This is a genomic window from Sphingopyxis sp. RIFCSPHIGHO2_12_FULL_65_19 (genome assembly GCF_001830555.1).
GTDB lineage: Bacteria > Pseudomonadota > Alphaproteobacteria > Sphingomonadales > Sphingomonadaceae > Sphingopyxis.
On record NZ_MIAM01000016.1, the window covers coordinates 61,341 to 78,967 of the forward strand.

Annotated in this window: 21 protein-coding genes; 8 read left to right on the forward strand and 13 right to left on the reverse strand. The window is 64.6% G+C overall.

The genetic code is table 11. The features are described 5' to 3' along the window. Positions 1–620, forward strand: a 620-nt coding sequence (locus tag A3E77_RS04910; RefSeq protein ID WP_366652611.1) for an arylesterase, incomplete at its 5' end; no start/stop codon positions are given. Positions 621–760: 140 nt separating this feature from the next. Here the strand turns inward: A3E77_RS04910 and A3E77_RS04915 are convergent. The 4 genes from A3E77_RS04915 to A3E77_RS04930 form a co-directional block, all read right to left on the reverse strand. Continuing rightward, the gene (locus A3E77_RS04915) at positions 761–1,087 is read right to left on the reverse strand and encodes a YnfA family protein (RefSeq protein WP_293643742.1); all 327 of its coding nucleotides are present in this window, start codon (positions 1,085–1,087) and stop codon (positions 761–763) included. Positions 1,088–1,172: 85 nt separating this feature from the next. Beyond that, complete coding sequence (locus tag A3E77_RS04920; protein WP_293643744.1) at positions 1,173–1,625, reverse strand: porin family protein; 453 nt, start codon at positions 1,623–1,625, stop codon at positions 1,173–1,175. Between the two features lie 241 nt (positions 1,626–1,866). Then, complete coding sequence (gene rlmN / locus A3E77_RS04925; protein ID WP_293643746.1) at positions 1,867–3,114, reverse strand: 23S rRNA (adenine(2503)-C(2))-methyltransferase RlmN; 1,248 nt, start codon at positions 3,112–3,114, stop codon at positions 1,867–1,869. A 176-nt stretch (positions 3,115–3,290) separates the two neighbouring features. Then, the gene (locus tag A3E77_RS04930; protein ID WP_293643748.1) at positions 3,291–4,034 is read right to left on the reverse strand and encodes an SDR family oxidoreductase; all 744 of its coding nucleotides are present in this window, start codon (positions 4,032–4,034) and stop codon (positions 3,291–3,293) included. A 113-nt stretch (positions 4,035–4,147) separates the two neighbouring features. On the opposite strand from A3E77_RS04930, the gene A3E77_RS04935 reads away from it, so the two are divergent. Further along, the gene (locus A3E77_RS04935) at positions 4,148–4,540 is read left to right on the forward strand and encodes a winged helix-turn-helix transcriptional regulator (RefSeq protein ID WP_293643750.1); all 393 of its coding nucleotides are present in this window, start codon (positions 4,148–4,150) and stop codon (positions 4,538–4,540) included. Between the two features lie 248 nt (positions 4,541–4,788). Here the strand turns inward: A3E77_RS04935 and A3E77_RS04940 are convergent, their stop codons facing one another. After that, entirely contained in the window at positions 4,789–5,118 is a 330-nt protein-coding gene (locus A3E77_RS04940; RefSeq protein WP_293643752.1) for a UrcA family protein, read from the reverse strand. A gap of 122 nt (positions 5,119–5,240) precedes the next feature. Between A3E77_RS04940 and A3E77_RS04945 the strand changes: the two genes are divergently transcribed. Then, complete coding sequence (locus tag A3E77_RS04945; RefSeq protein WP_293643754.1) at positions 5,241–6,152, forward strand: LysR family transcriptional regulator; 912 nt, start codon at positions 5,241–5,243, stop codon at positions 6,150–6,152. A gap of 10 nt (positions 6,153–6,162) precedes the next feature. Here the strand turns inward: A3E77_RS04945 and A3E77_RS04950 are convergent, their stop codons facing one another. Next, positions 6,163–6,855 carry an aspartate/glutamate racemase family protein gene (locus tag A3E77_RS04950; protein ID WP_293643756.1) on the reverse strand — a complete coding sequence of 231 codons (693 nt, stop codon included), beginning with the start codon at positions 6,853–6,855 and terminating at the stop codon, positions 6,163–6,165. Between the two features lie 172 nt (positions 6,856–7,027). Then, a complete protein-coding gene (locus tag A3E77_RS04955; protein ID WP_293643758.1) occupies positions 7,028–7,525 on the reverse strand; it encodes a hypothetical protein in 498 nt (165 codons plus the stop codon). Positions 7,526–7,697: 172 nt separating this feature from the next. Here A3E77_RS04955 and dnaN point away from each other — a divergent pair, with 172 nt between their 5' ends. Next, positions 7,698–8,813 (forward strand): DNA polymerase III subunit beta, encoded by a 1,116-nt coding sequence (gene dnaN / locus A3E77_RS04960; protein WP_293643760.1) that lies wholly within the window; start codon positions 7,698–7,700, stop codon positions 8,811–8,813. A gap of 9 nt (positions 8,814–8,822) precedes the next feature. Here dnaN and A3E77_RS04965 read toward each other — a convergent pair whose 3' ends face one another. Further along, positions 8,823–9,086, reverse strand: coding sequence for a hypothetical protein (locus A3E77_RS04965; RefSeq protein WP_293643762.1), 264 nt, complete (start codon positions 9,084–9,086; stop codon positions 8,823–8,825). A 7-nt stretch (positions 9,087–9,093) separates the two neighbouring features. Next, the gene (locus tag A3E77_RS04970; protein WP_293643764.1) at positions 9,094–10,437 is read right to left on the reverse strand and encodes a PQQ-dependent sugar dehydrogenase; all 1,344 of its coding nucleotides are present in this window, start codon (positions 10,435–10,437) and stop codon (positions 9,094–9,096) included. 171 nt (positions 10,438–10,608) lie between these two features. Between A3E77_RS04970 and A3E77_RS04975 the strand changes: the two genes are divergently transcribed. Continuing rightward, a complete protein-coding gene (locus tag A3E77_RS04975; RefSeq protein WP_293643766.1) occupies positions 10,609–10,824 on the forward strand; it encodes a hypothetical protein in 216 nt (71 codons plus the stop codon). A gap of 3 nt (positions 10,825–10,827) precedes the next feature. On the opposite strand, the gene argC is transcribed toward A3E77_RS04975, so the two are convergent. From argC to A3E77_RS04990, 3 genes are all read right to left on the reverse strand, one after another. After that, positions 10,828–11,754: an N-acetyl-gamma-glutamyl-phosphate reductase gene (gene argC / locus A3E77_RS04980; protein WP_293643768.1), complete on the reverse strand. Its 927-nt coding sequence runs from the start codon at positions 11,752–11,754 to the stop codon at positions 10,828–10,830. Between the two features lie 3 nt (positions 11,755–11,757). Continuing rightward, entirely contained in the window at positions 11,758–12,702 is a 945-nt protein-coding gene (locus A3E77_RS04985; protein ID WP_293643770.1) for a C40 family peptidase, read from the reverse strand. 85 nt (positions 12,703–12,787) lie between these two features. Continuing rightward, the gene (locus tag A3E77_RS04990; RefSeq protein ID WP_293643772.1) at positions 12,788–14,191 is read right to left on the reverse strand and encodes a leucyl aminopeptidase family protein; all 1,404 of its coding nucleotides are present in this window, start codon (positions 14,189–14,191) and stop codon (positions 12,788–12,790) included. Positions 14,192–14,249: 58 nt separating this feature from the next. Here A3E77_RS04990 and A3E77_RS04995 point away from each other — a divergent pair, with 58 nt between their 5' ends. From A3E77_RS04995 to A3E77_RS05005, 3 genes are read left to right on the forward strand one after another with little or no spacing between them, the layout of a single operon-like run. Beyond that, positions 14,250–15,080 (forward strand): DUF4163 domain-containing protein, encoded by an 831-nt coding sequence (locus tag A3E77_RS04995; protein ID WP_293643774.1) that lies wholly within the window; start codon positions 14,250–14,252, stop codon positions 15,078–15,080. Positions 15,081–15,091: 11 nt separating this feature from the next. After that, positions 15,092–16,027 carry an SDR family oxidoreductase gene (locus A3E77_RS05000; protein ID WP_293643776.1) on the forward strand — a complete coding sequence of 312 codons (936 nt, stop codon included), beginning with the start codon at positions 15,092–15,094 and terminating at the stop codon, positions 16,025–16,027. 22 nt (positions 16,028–16,049) lie between these two features. Continuing rightward, on the forward strand, positions 16,050–16,232 hold the full coding sequence (locus A3E77_RS05005) for a DUF3008 family protein (protein WP_293643778.1): 183 nt from the start codon (positions 16,050–16,052) through the stop codon (positions 16,230–16,232). 72 nt (positions 16,233–16,304) lie between these two features. Here A3E77_RS05005 and A3E77_RS05010 read toward each other — a convergent pair. Beyond that, a partial coding sequence (locus A3E77_RS05010; protein ID WP_293643780.1) for a flavin-containing monooxygenase occupies positions 16,305–17,627 on the reverse strand: 1,323 nt, incomplete at its 5' end.

Below are 17,627 nucleotides of genomic sequence, written 5' to 3' on the forward strand. Positions count from 1 at the left end.
CGGCTTCGACGAACGACACGCCTGCCGCGAAAGCCGCACCGACGATCCCCGCCGACGCGCCGCTGGTGATCGCGTTCGGCGACAGCCTTTATGCCGGTTACCAACTCGGTCCGAAAGAGGGACTCGCGCCTCAATTGCAGGCCGCGCTCGCCGGTGACGGCGTCGTCGCGCGCGTCCAGAATGCCGGCGTTTCGGGCGACACCACTGCCGCGGGACGCCAGCGGCTGACCTATGTGCTCGACAATGCGAAGGTGAAGCCCGCGCTCGTCCTGCTCGGGCTCGGCGGCAATGACATGCTGCGCGGGATCGGACCCGATCAGACGCGCGCCAATCTCGACGCCATGCTCGCCGAACTCAAAAAACGCGAGATTCCCGTGCTGCTCACCGGCATGATGGCGGCTCCGAACCTCGGCAGCGACTATGCGAAGCAGTTCGACCCCATATATCCCGAACTTGCCGCAAAATATGGCGTTAGCTTCTATCCCTTCATTCTGGACAATGTGGTCACCGACAAGGCGCTGATGCTCGGCGACAATATGCACCCCAATGCCAAGGGGGTGACGGTGGTGGCCGAGGGACTCGCGCCGCTGGTCGAACAGGCGCTGCCGAAGGCGGACTGAATCCGGCGGCCCTCGCGTAAAAATGCCGCGTGCTCCCGCGAAGGCGGGAGCCCATCACCGGCCGGTGCCAACTCGCGCCCACAGGAGATGGATCCCCGCCTTCGCGGGGATGCAGCTGCTTTAATGAGGATGGCCTTGCCTCAACTCCCTCGCGGCCCGAACAAGATGATCGCCGCGCCGCCAAGACACACCGCCGCACCGATCAGGTCCCAGCGGTCGGGCTTCGCGCCCTCGACCGCCCACAGCCAGATGAGCGCCGCGGCGATATAGACCCCGCCATAGGCCGCATAGGTGCGCCCGGCATGGTCCGCGTCGACCAGCGTGAGCAGGTAAGCGAACAGCGCCAGCGACGCCACGCCGGGGGCGAGCCACCACACTGACTTGTCCATCCGAAGCCACGCCCAGAAGGCAAAACATCCCGCGATTTCGGCCAGCGCCGCCCCAATATATGCCCATGCCGTTGTCATCGGCGCACCGTGGCCGGATCGTGTGCAAAAGAAAAGGGGCGACCCATTGGGCCGCCCCTTCCTGTTTCATCGCTGTCCGACGGGATCAGAAAGCGAAGCCGACGCCGACTGCGAAGGTATCGAAATCGTCGAAGTTCTCGATGAACTGGTGGCGATATTCGGCCTTGGCATAGATGTTCTGGCCCAGCTTGTGCTGGTAACCGGCACCGACATAGGGATCGTCGATCTGGCCGAAGGTGTAGCCGCCGTTGACATAGGCCTTGCCGGCGGCGCCGACCTTGGCACCCAGGCGGGCACCCGACGAGAACTGGACATCGGCGCCGTCGACCAGCACCTTGTCGCCCGCGATTTCGGCGCCAGCAAAAGCGGTCGAGCCGAGGTCGAAGTCATAGCCGGCCGCGGCGCCCAGCGTGGCGTCGTCGAGGCCGCTGCCGGTGACATAGCCGCCGCGCACTTCGACGCGGCCTTCGCCCTGCGCCATGGCGGGGGTTGCAACGATGGCCGTCAGGAGAGCGGCTGCAACTGCGAATTTCTTCATGGTGTTTTCCTTCTGCTTTTATCCGGGCCAGCCCTTTTGGGTCGCGGCCCACGCCGTAAATGGGGTTCGCGCCTGTCGCTGCAATGAACGGATCGTTCAGAATGTGACAATTTTCTTACCTGTGTTATTTTTACCACACGGTATAGAATAGGTATGCGGCCGTCATCGCCAAAATTTGGCGGATAACGGCGCATATTGATGTCAGGTGATTGTCGCCCCGCGAGAGGCAAACAGGCCCGGTTTAGCCCAGGGCGGCCTGTTTTTCTTCGGCGATGCGGTCGAGTTCGGCGCGCGTCGGCTTGGTCGCGGCGCTTTTCAACTGGCCGCACGCAGCCATGATGTCGCGCCCGCGCGGGGTGCGGACGGGCGCCGAAATGCCGCTCTTGAAAATCAGGCTGCTGAACGCGCGCACCCGTTCGGGCGTCGAACATTCATAGGGGGCGCCGGGCCACGGGTTGAAGGGAATCAGATTGACCTTCGCGGGCAGGTTATACTGCTTGATCAACCGGACGAGCTCGCGCGCGTCGGCGTCGCTGTCATTCTTGTCCTTCAACATCACATATTCAAAGGTGATGCGCCGCGCATTGTTGGCGCCGGGATAATCGGCACACGCCTGGAGCAGTTCCTCGATGCCATATTTGCGGTTGAGCGGCACGATCTCGTCGCGCACTTCCTTCGACACCGCGTGGAGCGAAACCGCCAGGTTGACGCCGATTTCTTCGCCCGCGCGCGCCATCATCGGCACGACGCCGCTGGTCGACAGGGTGATCCGCCGCTTCGACAGCGCCAGCCCGTCGCCGTCCATCACGATCTTCAGCGCGCCCTTGACCTCATCGAAATTATACAGCGGCTCGCCCATGCCCATCATCACGATGTTGGTCAGCATCCGTCCGTCGGCGGTATAATGCCCGGCCTCGTCATCGGCGTCGTCGTCTTCGGGGTCGGGACCAAAGCCCGCCATCGTCCCCTTCGGCCATTCGCCAAGCGCGTCGCGCGCCAGCAGCACCTGCCCGACGATCTCGCCCGCGCCCAGGTTGCGGACCAGCCGCATCGTGCCGGTGTGGCAGAAACGGCAGTTCAAGGTGCAGCCGACCTGACTCGACACGCACAAGGTTCCCCGATCGGCGTCGGGGATGAAGACCATTTCATATTCCTGGCCGTCGGCGGCGGCGAGCAGCCATTTGCGCGTGCCGTCGCTCGACACCTGCGCCTCGCGCACGGTCGGGCGGCCGATGATGAAACGGTCGGTCAGCCACGGGCGCATCGTCTTGGCGATGTCGGTCATCGCCTCGAAATCGGTGACGCCGCGGTGATAGATCCAGTGCCAGATCTGCTTGGCGCGCAGCTTCGCCGCCTTGGCATCGAGGCCGGCGTCGGCCAGCACGCCGCCGATCGCATCGCGCGTCAGCCCCACCAGGTCGATGCGGTTGCCGCCGCGCAAGGGAACGGTGCCCGTCGTGACGGGATCGATATGGCCGGGAATCTGCATGATGCGCGGCCATATAGGGGGGACGGGCGAAAAGCGCAATTGCGGCGAAACTAGAGCCCCTCCCGCAAGCGGGAGGGGCAGCGAGACTTGCCAGCTCGCCGGCTAGTCGCAGCGGGGTGGACCATCGCACCGTCGATGCCCACCCCCAACCCCTCCCGCCCGCGGGATGGGAGAAATTACAGCGACTTCAGCATTGTCAGGACCTGCGGCACCGTCCCGTTCGCTTCGGCATTGCGCAGCGGCAGGACATTCTGCACCAGGATTTCCTCGGGCGTCGGTTCTTGTCCGAACAGCGCCATCACTTCGTCGGCAAAATCATCGAGCGGCATATAGCCCTCGCGCGTCGACTGGCCGGGGGTCAGGTCGGTGCGGACCGCGGGCGGTGCCAGTTCGATCACCTCGACCTTGCCCTCCAGCTGGATGCGCAGCGCGACCGAGTAACTGTGCATCGCCGCCTTGGTCGCCGAATAGGTCGGCGCCTTGGGGAAGGGGACAAACGCCAGCCCCGACGTCACATTGACGATCGCCGCGTCGTCTTGCGCCGCCAGATGGTCGACCAGCGCGTCGGTCAGTCGGATCGGGCCCAGGATGTTGGTGACGACGGTCGCCTCCGCCTGCGCCAGGTCGCGCTTGGCGCTCGCATCCTCGGCGCTCATGATGCCGGCATTGTTGACCAGCACGTTGAGGTCGGGGAATTTCGCGACGATGTCCTTGGCAAAACTCGCGATTGCGGCGGCGTCGGTAACGTCGAGCGACATCGCCGACATGTTCGGCCGCCCTGCGATGGCTGTTTCCAGCTTCGCGGCATTACGCCCCGTGACGATGACCCTGTTGCCTGCGTCGTGCCAGCGCTGCGCAAGCGCCAGCCCGATTCCCGAACCGCCGCCGGTGACGAGGATGGTGTTGCCTGTGGTTTTCATGGATGGCCTCCTTTGGGGTGGTGAGAAGGCCTGGATATCCTTATGCTCTCCAAAGGAAAGTAGGCACCCGAAAGTGCCATAGTTACCCCAAAGAGAGATTTGGATTTTCCGCCATGCCCGCACCTGAAAAAATCACAAATGATCCGAATGCGCCTGTCGATCCGCGCGTCGAAACGCTCGTCAACGAACTGATCGGCCGAGTCGCCGACAAATGGACCCTACTCGTTTTGGAAGAGCTGGAGGATCACAGAACGTGCCGCTTTACAGAATTGTCGCGCCGTGTTCCCGGCATCAGTCAGAAGATGCTGACGCAGACCTTGCGCCAGATGGAGCGCGACGGGCTGGTGGTGCGGACCGTGCATCCGGTGGTGCCGCCCAAGGTCGAATATTGCCTGACAGACCTAGGTCACAGCCTGGGCGAGGCCTTTTGCGGCGTGTGGGTTTGGGCCGAAGCCAATCTGGAAAAGGTGGCAAGGGCGCGGATGGCGTTCGACGCGCGGGGATAAATTGGCGCAATCGTGGCTGACAGTTTTCGACCGATAGTTGCCCTAACCGACGTCCGTCATCCCGGCGAAGGCGGGATCTCGCCGGTGCGCAATTCCGAGAGGTTGAGATCCCGGCCTTCGCCGGGATGACGGGTGAGGGAACGCCCGCTCCCCACCCCAAAGCCCACGCGCCAATAGCAAGCCGGGACCATGATCGTGCCCGAATCATGGCCCCGGCTTGGACGGGCCCTGCAACTTGGGTCCGCCGATCAGTTGCGGATCGCGCTGACCTGGATCGCCTGGCCGCGCGATGCACTGGCGACCACCACATCGGCCTGCGCCGCGGCGAGCGCCCGCGTCTCGCGGCGGCACTCGCGCACGTCATTCTTGCCCGCGATATCGAAATCGGGCGCGCTGCCGCACACCTCGACGACCGCGCGCCAGATGCGGCGGTCGAGCGCCCTGGTGCCGGCCTCGGTCCGTAGGTCGAGGTCGCGGTGCGCCACGGCGACGCTCTGATTTGCGGGGGATGTTTGTGCCGACACAGGCTGGCCGGTCGATACGGCAGCGAAGGCGGCGAGGATCAGAAGCTTTTGCATCTTGAGTCTCCATCGGCCGGCTGGGAAGGAGTGGAGGAAGCCGGCAGACACGGAAATAGTCGATCGACCGAAGCCAAAGGAGCAACGAGTTTGGCCGAGCATTCTGCAAAATTGCAGAATGAGTGCGCGGCCATTATGTCGCACAAGGCGGCATGTATGATTGGAACGACCTGAAGGCCTTTCTGGCCGTTGCCGAAACGGGCAGCACGCTGTCGGCCGCGCAGGCCATGAGGGTCAGCCAGACGACGGTCGCGCGGCGCATCGCCGCGCTGGAGGAGGCGATCGGCGTCCACCTCTTCGAGCGGCGACAGGCGGGCTATGCGCTGACCCCGGTGGGCGACGCGATGCTGGCGAGCGCGCTGGCGGTGAAGGATGCCGCCGACCGTTTCGGCGAAGCGGCGGATGCGCGGTCGCGCGATGCGGGCGGCACCGTCAGCCTGACGACAATGGAAATTTTCGCGGTGACCATCTTGCCGCCGATCCTGCGCGACCTGCGCGCCGCGCATCCCGGTATCCACATTCACCTCGACACATCCGACGAGACGCGCGACCTGGCATCGGGCGCGGTGGACATTGCGATCCGCAGCAGCAAGCAGCCGGCGGGCGCGGGCCTTGTCGGACGGCGCATCGCCGACAATCCCTGGACCGTTTATTGCAGCCGGGCCTATGCCGACCTGCATGGCATCCCGCACGGCCGCGAGGAACTCGCCACCCATCCCTTCATCGGCGGCGGCGGCGCCGTCTGGGAACCCTATCGGGCGTGGTTGCGGCAATATCGGCTCGAGGATTCGGTGGTGATGCAATATGATAGCGGGTCGGGCCTGCTGGCGGGCGTGCGTTCGGGCATGGGGCTCACCATCCTGCCCGCCTTCATTGCCGACCGCGAACCCGACCTGATCCGCTGCATCCCGCCCAAGACGGAGGATACCACGGGCCTGTGGCTGCTCACCCACGAACGGCTGCGCCACGTTCCGCGCGTGCGTCTCGTCCTCGATTTCCTTGCCGCCGAACTGACGAAACGCGCGCGCGGCTAGGGGCAGGGCGCTAGGGCGCCAGCGCCGCCTCGATCGCGGCATCAACATGCAGCGCCAGCGTGTCGAACATCGGCACAGCGCTATCCGCCTCGCCGACCAACAGCATGATTTCGGTGCAGCCGAGGACGATCGCCTCGGCGCCGTCCGCGATCAGCGCCGCGATGATGCGTCGATATTCGGCGCGCGATGCGTCGCGGACAACACCTTGGACCAGTTCGTCATAAATGATCCGGTGGACGATCGCGCGATCGGCTTCGCCGGGGATGATCGCCGCAATCCCCGCCGCGGCCATGCGCACGGTATAGAAGGGCTTTTCCATGGTGAAGGCAGTGCCAAGCAGCCCGACGCGTGAGAAGCCGGCGGCCCGCACCGCCGCGATCGCGGGATCGGCGATGTGGAGCAGCGGAACGTCGCTCGCGGCCTTGACCGCGTCGGCGCACAGGTGCATCGTGTTGGCACCGATCAGCAGCATCTCGGCGCCGCCTGCTGCCAGCGACCTGGCGGCGTCGGCCATCTGTTCGTCCAGCACGTCCCAGTCGCCGCTTGCCTGCAATGCGGCGATCGGTGCGAAATCGAGCGACAACAACAGGATGCGAGCCGAATGCAGCCCGCCCAGCCGCGCCCGCACGCCTTCGTTGAGCAGCCGGTAATATTGCGCCGAGCTTTCCCAGCTCAGCCCCCCGATCAGGCCGATTGTCTTCATTGCGTCCGTCCTTCCGAAACCGCTGTCCTACAATCTAACCTGCCCGGCGATGACGCGCGACACAGCTTTGCTCCTGACCGCTACAGACGCCCTTCCGCGGCCTGTACTGCGCGCAATGAGCCGCGAATCGCGCGTGAATTTGCGCCGTTTTCTGCCGCTTTATATAATCGCCTCAGCGCAGCCGCGCGCACCCCAGCGCGGCGGCGTCGATGGCGGTTGCGGCGCCGCGCAGGCGATAGGTGTCGGCGATGGCGCCGCCGCTCGCCGTGCTGCTCGTCACGCTCATGCTTGGCGCCGACCGCATCGCCGCGACGATCGCGGCGTCCATCCGCGCGTCACTCGCCCAGCCGTGCGCGCCATTGCCGGTCAGGATGAATCGGCGGCTGCCGATCGTCAGCCGCAGGTCGCGCTGCGGCGCGCGCGCTTTCGACAGTCGGACATAGAATTGCCCGCGAATGCGGGATTTCGGCCAGTAACCGACGCTGGCATAGGCTTTCACCTGGGGTGTCCCGACTGTTGCCGACGGGGCGGCGAGGGCGTAGCAACGCGGGGTCGCGGGATCGCGAAATGCGCCCCATCCGTCGAAAATTCCAAGCGCCGTCGGCGTTGCGGCCAGCGCCGCGACGGGCATCGCCGCCAGCATCAGGAAAAGGGAGGCCCAGCGCCGCATCGGTTCTCGTTCGCGCGATTGGGGATGCTTTGCAAGCATGGCTTGCACGTGCCGTTCGGTGCGTTAAGGAAGGTGGACATTTTCAGGGACCGGAATCGGGGTGCGAATCGCCTCCGATGCTTCGTCCCCAAGGGACTTTTCCCGCGGAAAACACAGGGATGGCGGATTTAGAATGAAAGCGACGATCGAACGCGCAGTGTTGTTGAAAAGCCTCGGCCACGTCCAGTCGGTGGTCGAACGGCGCAACACGATCCCGATCCTTTCCAACGTCCTGATCGAAGCCGACGCATCGGGCCAGCTCAAATTGATGGCGACCGACCTCGATTTGCAGGTGGTCGAAACGATCGCGGCCAAGGTCGAAACGCCGGGCACGACCACCGTGTCGGCGCACACCCTCTTTGAAATTGCCCGCAAGCTGCCCGAAGGCGCCGAGGTCAGCCTCGCCGCTGCCGAGGGCAAGATGCAGGTCAAGGCTGGCCGGTCGAACTTCAACCTGCCGACGCTGCCGCGCGACGATTTTCCGGTGATCGCCGAAGGCGACCTGCCGACCAATTTTGAACTGCCCGTCGCCGAACTGATCCAGATCATCGACAAGACGCGCTTTGCGATTTCAACCGAGGAAACGCGTTATTATCTCAACGGCATCTTCCTGCATGTCGCGGAGGATGCGTCGGGTCCGGTGCTGAAGGCCGCGGCGACCGACGGTCACCGCCTCGCCCGCTACACCGTCACGCGTCCCGACGGCGCGGCGTCGATGCCCGACGTCATCGTGCCGCGCAAATGCGTCACCGAAATCCGCAAGCTGCTCGACGAGGCCGAGGGCAATGTCGAAATCAGCCTGTCGGCGAGCAAGATCCGCTTCCAGCTCGGCCATGCGATCCTGACCTCGAAACTGATCGACGGCACTTTCCCCGATTACAGCCGGGTCATCCCGACCGCGAACGACAAGCTGCTCAAGGTCGATCCGAAAAGCCTCTATCAGGGTGTCGATCGCGTCTCGACGATCGCCAGTGAAAAGACCCGCGCGGTCAAGGTCGGGCTCGACAAGGATCGCATCACGCTGAGCGTGACCAGCCCCGAAAACGGCACCGCTGCCGAAGAGGTTGCGGCCGCTTATGACAGCGAAGCGATGGAAATCGGCTTCAACGCCCGCTATCTCAGCGACATCCTCGGCCAGGTCGACGGCGACACTGTCGAACTCCACCTCGCCGACGCCAACGCCCCGACCCTGATCCGCGAAAGCGAAAAGAGCCCCGCGCTCTATGTGCTGATGCCGATGCGCGTGTAAGGTAGGGCGTCAGTTCCGGGGCATGCCGCAATGGGCGCACGCCCTTGCGGCTGGCACCAGCAAATTGATGGGGTAGTTTGGCGTCCTGTATATGCTGTAGCCGCAACGACGGCATTTCAGGCCAAACAGGATGATCGCGGTCAGCAACGAACCGGAAACTAGAACGGCATATTTCGCGCTATCCGACGCGCCGCTGTTCGGCAGCGAAAGCAGGGCTACGCCTATAAATAGATAGGTGAACTGGACGACCCGAGCAAAGGTCAGGCCGCTCATCTTCGCCCTATCCCGCTTTCGCGACCCGCCAGATCACGCCGCCGGTATCGTCGGCGACCAGCGCGCTGCCGTCCTTTGCCACCTGCACATCGGCCGGGCGGCCACGGGTCGTCTTGCCGTCCTTGGCAAGGAACTGGTCGAGCAGGGTGATCGGCAGCGCGTCGACCGGCTTGCCGTTCGCGCCGAACTTGACGAACACGACGCTGTAACCCGCCACCGGATCGCGGTTCCACGACCCGTGCAGCGCGATCAGCGCACCATTCGCCCAGCGATCGCCAAGGTCGAGGCCTGGGGTGAAGGTAAAGCCCAGCGGCGCGGTGTGGGCGCCGAGGCCATATTCGGGACGCTTGACATATTGGCGCCGGTCCTCGGCTTCGGGCGCGACCCGCGGGTCGATGTAACCGCCCCAATAATACCAGGGCCAGCCGTAAAAATCGCCCTCGGTGACGTCGGTCAGATAGTCGGGGACCAGATCGCTGCCCAGCATGTCGCGTTCGTTGACCACGGTCCACAGCCGGTCGCTGCCGGGATAGAAGTCCAAGCCGACGGGGTTGCGGATGCCCGCGGCGAAGGTCCGCATATATTTGTTCTCGGGACGCACCTCCAGCACGCTGGCGCGGCGGAATTCGCGGTTCATGCCGGCTTCGCCGATGTTGGAGTCGGCGCCGACACCGATATAGAGCCAGCCGTTGGGCGCTGCGACAAGGCTTTTGGTCCAGTGGCGGTTCGTGCCCTTTGCGGGCAGGTCGACGACTTTGGTCGGCTTGCCGCGCATCGCCGTTTCGCCGGCAACATAAGGAAAGGCGAGCAGCGCGTCGGTGTTCGCAACATACAGCGTCGTGCCGACCAGCGCCATCCCATAGGGCGAGTTGAGCCCGGTGATGTAGGCGGTCTTGATCTCCGCCTTGCCGTCGCCGTCGGCATCGCGGAGCAGCGTGATGCGGTTCGCCGACGGCTTGCGGCCCGCGCCGCCCTTGCCCATCAGGTTCTTCATCACCGCGCCCTGCACCCCGCCGTCCTTGCGCGGCGGGCTTTGCGATTCCGCCACCAACACGTCGCCGTTCGGCAAGACGAGGATCGTGCGCGGATGATCTAGCCCCTCGGCAAAGCGCTGGACGGCCAGCCCCTGCGCGGCGCGCGGCGCCTGACCTGCGGGCCAACTGGTCGCCTCTGGCACGTTGAGCGTCGGGAAGGTTTCCGTCCGCTGCGACGCCATCACTGGCACCCGGCCGCTGAGTTCGGCGGTCGAGAAGCGCGCCACGTCGGGGCGTGACATGACATAGAATGTGATGCCGCCGACGATCAGGATCAACAGCAGGGCGAGGATGGCATATTTCAGGATCTTGCGCATGGCGCCCTGTCTACACGGGCGAAGCGCGGCGTCAAAGGGGTTGCGCAAGGGCGACTGGGTTAACCGCAGCCGCCTGTCGATTAACCTTACCCGATTGTTCATCACGGTTGGGAACGGCGCGGTCAGGGGCGGCGCGTAACAGGGCTGTCCAAGTCACGGACCAGGAATGTGATGCACCTGCCAGCCCCTTTTCTCGCCGATCGCACCGCGGTCGAGGATGCCCATGCCCTGATCAATATGCACGGCGATGAGGCGGGTTTCGCGGCCGCGGCGCGCGCCGAACAATATCGCGTGCTGGGCAATCACGTCCATTTCGCACGCTGGCGCCAGATCGAGCGGCTGATCACCTATCTGTCGGTCGAGGATGTCCTCGACACGGTGCACTGACCCTTATAGCCGCAGCCCGGCGGTTTCGGGCAATGCTGCCATGATGTTGAGGTTCTGGACGCACGCGCCGCTGGCGCCTTTGCCCAGATTGTCGAGCCGCGCAACGAGCCGCGCCTGGCTTCCATCATCGTTCGCAAAGACGGACAATTCGATTCGGTCGTCACCTGCGTCCGATGCGCGAAGCAGCATTTCGCCGTCGGTCGGCGCTTCCCCCATGACGACGATCGGGCTCGCGCCATAGAATTCGGCGAGCGCCGCGCGCAGCGCATCGGCCGATGCGGCGCCGGGCATGGCATTCAGCGGCAACGGAACCTCGACCACCATCCCGCGATGCGCGGCGATCACGGCGGGCGAGAAGAGCGGACCGATCGCAAGGCCGCACCGCGCCTGCATCTCGGGCACATGTTTATGGCCCAGCGCCAGCGCGTAACCGCGCCACGCAATGTCCCGGTCCTGTTCAAAGCGTTCGATCAACGCCTTGCCGCCGCCCGAATAACCGCTAACCGCATGGCAGATATAGGGCCAGTCGGCGGGTAGCAGACCCGCCTGCACCAGCGGTGCGACCAGCGCAATGAAGCCGGTGGAATAGCAGCCGGGGTTCGACACGCGCGCAGCCCCGGCTACGGCGTCGCGTCCGCTGACTTCGGGGAAGCCATAGACCCAGCCCGGCGCGACGCGATGGGCGGTCGAGGCATCGATAACGCGGGTCCGGTCGTTGCCGATCATCGCCACCGCCTCGCGCGCAGCGTCGTCGGGCAGGCACAGGATGACGAAGTCGGCATCGTTCAGCGCCTCGCGCCGCGCCGCGCTGTCCTTGCGGCGCGCGTCGTCGAGCGCGATCAGCGTAAATTCGTCCCGCGGCGCAAGGCGCTCGGCGATTTCGAGGCCCGTCGTTCCCGCCGCGCCGTCGATGAAGACCGTCTTTGTCATCAATTACCGCAATCTTTTGGTGCCGGTGACCGGCACGTCATTCCCCTTTGCTGCCGAACGCGCGATCACGTCGGCCAGCGGTTCGCTGTTCACCGCCATCCATCGTCGGCTGGCGTGGATGATGGTCTGGTCGTCGGCCATGATGCCGACGTGGCCGGGAAAAAAGACAAGGTCGCCGCGCGCAAGCTTGGCGGGGTCGACGTCCCTGTCGGGGCCGAGCGCGGCCAGTTGCAGGTCGCTGTCGCGCGGCAACTGGACGCCGGCGGCCGCCCAGACGAGCTGGACGAGGCCGGAGCAGTCGATACCCTTCGCGGTGCGTCCGCCCCAGGCATAGGGGGTGCCGATCATCTGTTCCGCCAGCCCGGCGGGGTCGGCACCTGCCGTACCGACTTCGGACAGCGCGGCGAGCGGCAGATAGCCGTGCGAAGTGGCGAGCCATTCGCCCTCTTCCTCACCCATCACCAGCGCACCGCGCGGCAGGACGGCGGGACCGCCGCTCGCGGCATCGGGCGCGCTGTGGAGCATCGCCTCGATCATCGCGACGCGGTGCGTCGGCGCGATCGGGGCGCCGAGCGCATCGGCGGCCAGATAGCCGACATAATGATCGGCGAGGCAATAGCCCCACGCCCAGCCGCCGGTCAGGTCGAGCAGCGCAAAACCCTCGCCGAACAACAATTCGCTGGTCTGGTCGGCGTCCACCGAAGGTGCCGCGCGCAACGATGCGGCGGGCAATACGCTGCTGCGCATCATCGGCGCGGCATAATGCGGCGCGAAATGCGTTCCGGCGACGGCGATATCGGCCAGGTCGGGGCGGATCGCGACGATGCGCGGGTCAAAGCTCTGCGACGTGCCGGTCAGGCCAAAGCGATCGCGGCCCGCACCCGCGGCGCCGGGACGCCCCATGCGCACGCGGTTTGCCGCTAAATTATCGCCACTTTCTGCTGTCACTTGCCGTCCTGTAAAAAGCTGGTTTCCGCGCACGGCGGACAATCGCGCGCCATTAGACCAGCAGGCCCCTCTTTATCAAGAATGTTCAGCTTTTCCCGCGCCGGTCGTACCGCGCTTGCAGCATCGCCCATGCGGCACGAAGGCCGAGCGCGGCACCGCCCTTGGGGCGTCCGGGTTTCGCCGATGGCCGCCAGGCGAAGGTGTCGAGGTGCGCCCACAAGCTGCCCTCGGGCACGAAACGCTTGAGGAACAGCGCGGCGGTGATCGTGCCGGCGAAGGGCGAACTGCCTGCATTGCCGAGGTCAGCGATGTCGGTTTCGAGCAGGTCGGCATAGCCATCCCACAGCGGCATCCGCCACAACGGATCGTCGCGGTCGATCCCGCCCGTCAGCATCGCATCAGCAAGCGCGTCGTCATTGGCGAACAGCGGCGGCAGATCGGGGCCCAGCGCGACGCGCGCGGCGCCGGTCAGCGTTGCGAAATCGACGATCAGTTCGGGCTTGCCTTCGCCCGCCTTGGCGAGGGCGTCGCCCAGCACCAACCGGCCCTCGGCATCGGTGTTGCCGATCTCGACCGTCAGGCCCAGGCGGCTTTTCAGTACGTCGCCGGGGCGAAAGGCGTCGGCCGAAATGGCGTTTTCCGCCGCGGCAACCAAGCAGTGGAGGCGCACCGGCAACCCGCTTGCCATCACCAGTTCGGCAAGCGCGAGCACATGCGCGGCGCCGCCCATATCCTTTTTCATCAGCCGCATCCCCGCCGCGGGCTTGATGTCGAGCCCGCCGCTGTCAAAGCTGATGCCCTTGCCGACAAGGGCGACGCGTGGATGGTCCTCCTTCCCCCACTCGATCTCGATCAATCGCGGCGCGTGATGCTTGGCGGCTGCGCGGCCGACCGCATGGATCATCGGATAACCTTGTTCGAGTGCCTCGCCCTTGGTGACGGTCAATTGGCCGCCATGCGCCTTGGCGATGCGTTCGGCCGCCTTCTCGATCGCGGCGGGGCCCATGTCGGCCGCGGGCGTGTTGACCATGTCGCGGACGAGCGCGACAGCACGCATCTCGGCGACGAGCGGCGCGATTGCGCCGACATCGCTGGTCAGCAGGACGCGGGCCCCTTTTGTGGGCGGGTTCGATTTATAGGTGTCGAAACGATATTGCGCGCTCATCCAGCCGAACATCGCCTTGCCGGGTTGCTGGCCTTCGACGCGATAACGAGCTTCGGGCAAGATTTGCCCCAGCTTGGCAAGGCACCAGGCCGACAGGTTATCGACGTTCGCGACGGTGGTGACGACTGCCCATTTTTCGGGATCGTCGCCGGGCAGGATCGCGTGGACAAAAGCGTCGGGCTTGAACCCGACCGCGGCCAGATGTGCGCGTTCGCGCGCGCTGCGGCCGTTCAGCCATGCGTCATAGCCCTGCTTGTCGACAAGGTGGATGGTGCGGGCATCCTGCCCCTTGTCGGGCTGGATCAGGTCGGAATAGTCGGTCATGCAAGAGGTGCTAGGCCGCTTGGGATATTTTGTCGATTCCCGGCGTTATGCTGGCATGATGACCGCAAATACCCGACGCTACGCCATTTCGACCCTCGCCGCCGCCCTCTTGCTCGCGGGCTGTTCGCAAGACACGCCGACGCCCGCCGAACAGGTCGCGGCGGCGGGCGTTCCTGGGGCGCCGACCGGCGGAGCCGCCGATATTGCCGCGAAAAACAACCCCGCATCGAACGTCCAGGAAAGCAACGCGCTGGTCGAGTTCGCCTATTCCTATCCACGCGATGCCGCGGCGATCCCCGACCTTGCCAGCTGGCTGGACAGCGACCGGGCGACGACGCGCGACGCGCTGGTTGCCGCGGCACAGCGCGACCAGGCGGCGGCCGAAAAGGGCGGATTTCCCTATCGCGCCCATAGCCATTTGCAGACGTGGCAGCGGGTCGCGAACACGCCGCGTTTCCTCAGCCTGTCGGCAGAGATCGAAACATATCGCGGCGGCGCTCATGGCATGACGAATTTCGACACGCTGCTGTGGGATCGCAACCGTCGCCAGCGAGTAAAGCCGCTCGACCTGTTTACCAGTGGCGAAGCTTTCGACGCTGCGATCAGGGACAGGTTCTGCGCGGCGATCGAGCGTGCAAAGGCCGCAAAGGGCATTGTCGCCGAAGCAGCGCCGGACAGTCCCTTTGGCAAATGCCCGCCGGCATCGACGCAGACCGTGTGGCTAGGCTCGTCTGACGGACGGTATCTCGACCGGATGATGATCGCAATCGCGCCCTATGAAATCGGACCCTTTGCCGAGGGCAGCTACAAGATCAATCTCCCCGTGACGGGCGCGCTTGCCAAAGCGGTCAAGCCCGAATTTGCCCGCGATTTTCTTCCGATCAATTAAAGGATAGCGCCATGGCGAAGCAGCCTAAAGCCGGGAAAGTCGGCGAAAACAAGAAGGAGAAGAGCGGCAAGCGCGCGGCAGCGACCAAGCTGCGCCGCGCGGTGGGATCGGGCAAGACGATTACCAATCCGCCCGCGGATCGCGAAGCCGACCTCGACCGCGCGCCCAAGTGGCAACCGCGCTATCCGGGCTCCGGCCGTCTCGACGGCAAGGTCGCGATCGTCACCGGCGGCGACAGCGGGATCGGCCGCGCGGTGTGTGCGCTTTTCGCGCGCGAAGGCGCCGATGTCGCTATCGTCTATCTCGACAACCGGGACGACGCCGACGAAACCAAGGCGATCGTCGAAGGCGAGGGACGCCGCGCGATCGTCATCAAGGCCGATGTCGGCAAGGCGAGCGCAGGTGAAAAGATCGTCGCCCAGACGGTCGACAAGCTCGGCCGCCTCGATATCCTCGTCAACAATGCCGGCGAACAGCATCCGGCGGAGGATATTCGCGACATCAGCGCCGAACAGCTGCGGCAAACTTTCGCGACCAACATCTTCGGCATGTTCTATCTGGTGCAAGCGGCGCTGCCGCACCTGAAAAAAGGCGCGGCGATCGTCAATTGCACCAGCGTCACCATGTATCAGGGATCGGGCGGGCTGCTGGATTACAGCGCCACAAAAGGCGCAATAACCGCCTTCACGCGCTCGCTCAGCGAAAATCTGGTGGGCAAGGGTATCCGGGTGAACGCCGTCGCGCCGGGGCCGATCTGGACCCCGCTCAACCCCCGCGGCGGCGCGCCCGCCGACAAGGTTGCGACGTTCGGCGAAAGCACGCCGATGAAGCGGCCGGGCGAACCCAATGAGGTCGCGCCCTGCTTCCTGTTCCTTGCCTGCGACGACAGCAGCTATATGTCGGGCCAGGTGCTGCATCCCAATGGCGGCACGATCGTTAATGGCTAGCGGGGCGGGCCAGGAGACAGTCATGCCAGCCAAATCGAAAGCACAGCAGAAAGCCGCCGGAGCAGCCCTCAGCGCGAAACGCGGCGAGACGCCGAAGTCGAAACTGAAAGGCGCATCGAAAGAGATGGCCGACAGCATGACCGAAAAGCAGCTGGAAGATTTCGCGCGCGGCTCGACCAAGGGCAAGCCGGAGCACACCGGCTAGAAGGGCAACTCTTCCCCTCTTTGCGATCGGCCACGTCAAAGCTTCGCGGCGCCCGCAATGGAGATTTGCTGCCTATTCCGCGGCTTCGAGCTCGGGCGGTGCCGATGCAGCCTTTGCCTTTGCGTTGCTGAACGTCAGCACCCCGTCGGCAATCGCGCCCGTCCGCATGTCGATCCGGTCCTGCACATAATTCTGGCTGAGCCGCCACGGTAGGGCAGCCGTGCTCTTGGGCATGATGTGCAAGGAGCGCTGGATATATCCCGACGAAAAGTCGAAGACATTTTCTTCTTCGAGGCTCGACGGATCGGCAAGCGCCGGGGTCGCGACCGTCGTCGCGGTATCGCGCATATGGTTGAGCACGCGGCAAACATATTCGGACACGATATCGGCGCGCAGCGTCCAGCTGGCGTTGAGATAACCGAAAACTGCCGAAAAGTTCGGCACATTGGAAAACATGCACGCCTTGTAATAGAAATGATCGTGCCAGTTGACCGGCTCTCCGTCGACGCGCACCGGAATCTTGCCGGCGACGGCAAGCTTCAGTCCCGTCGCGGTGACGATGATGTCGGCGTCCAGATGCTGCCCCGATTTCAGCTGGATGCCCGTGGCATCGAACCGCTCGATATGATCGGTCACCACCGACGCCCTGTCAGCCTTCATCGCCTCGAAAAAATCGGCGTCGGGGACCAGGCACAGCCGTTGGTCCCATGGATTGTAGGGCGGGGTGAAGGCCTTGGCGTCATAGCGGTCGCCAAGGCTGGCCTTCAGCTTGTTGGTCAGGAACTCCTTAACCTTCTCCGGCTTCTCGCGCGCGCGGCGGAATGCGATGTCCTGCAATCGCACATTCTTGAAACGGGTGATCTTGTAGGCCAGTTTTTCGGGGAGGAATCGGCGAAGGAAATTTGCGAAACCATCCTTGGCGGGCCGGATGAAATACCAGGTCGGCGTGCGCTGGAGCATCGTCACGTGCGCCGCCTCCTTCATCGACGGGACGATCGTCACTGCTGTCGCCCCCGATCCGATCACGACGACCTTCTTGCCCTTGTAATCGAGATTCTTCGGCCAGAATTGCGGATGGATGATCTGACCCTGGAAATCCTCGCGGCCCGCGAACTGCGCGTCGAAAGGTTCGTCATAATCATAATAGCCCGAACCGAGATACAGCCAGCGCGCGGTCGTCGTCGAGGTGGCGCCCTTGCTGTCCTCCATCGTTACCGTCCAGCGGGCAGCGGCACTGTCCCAGTCGGCGCCGACGACCTTGCTGTCGCAACGGATGCGCTCGCGGATATGGCGTTCGTCGACGATGCGGTTCAGATATTCGAGGATCGACGGACCGTCGGCGATCGACTTTTCATGCTTCCACGGCTCGAAGACGAAGCCGAGCGTGTGCATGTC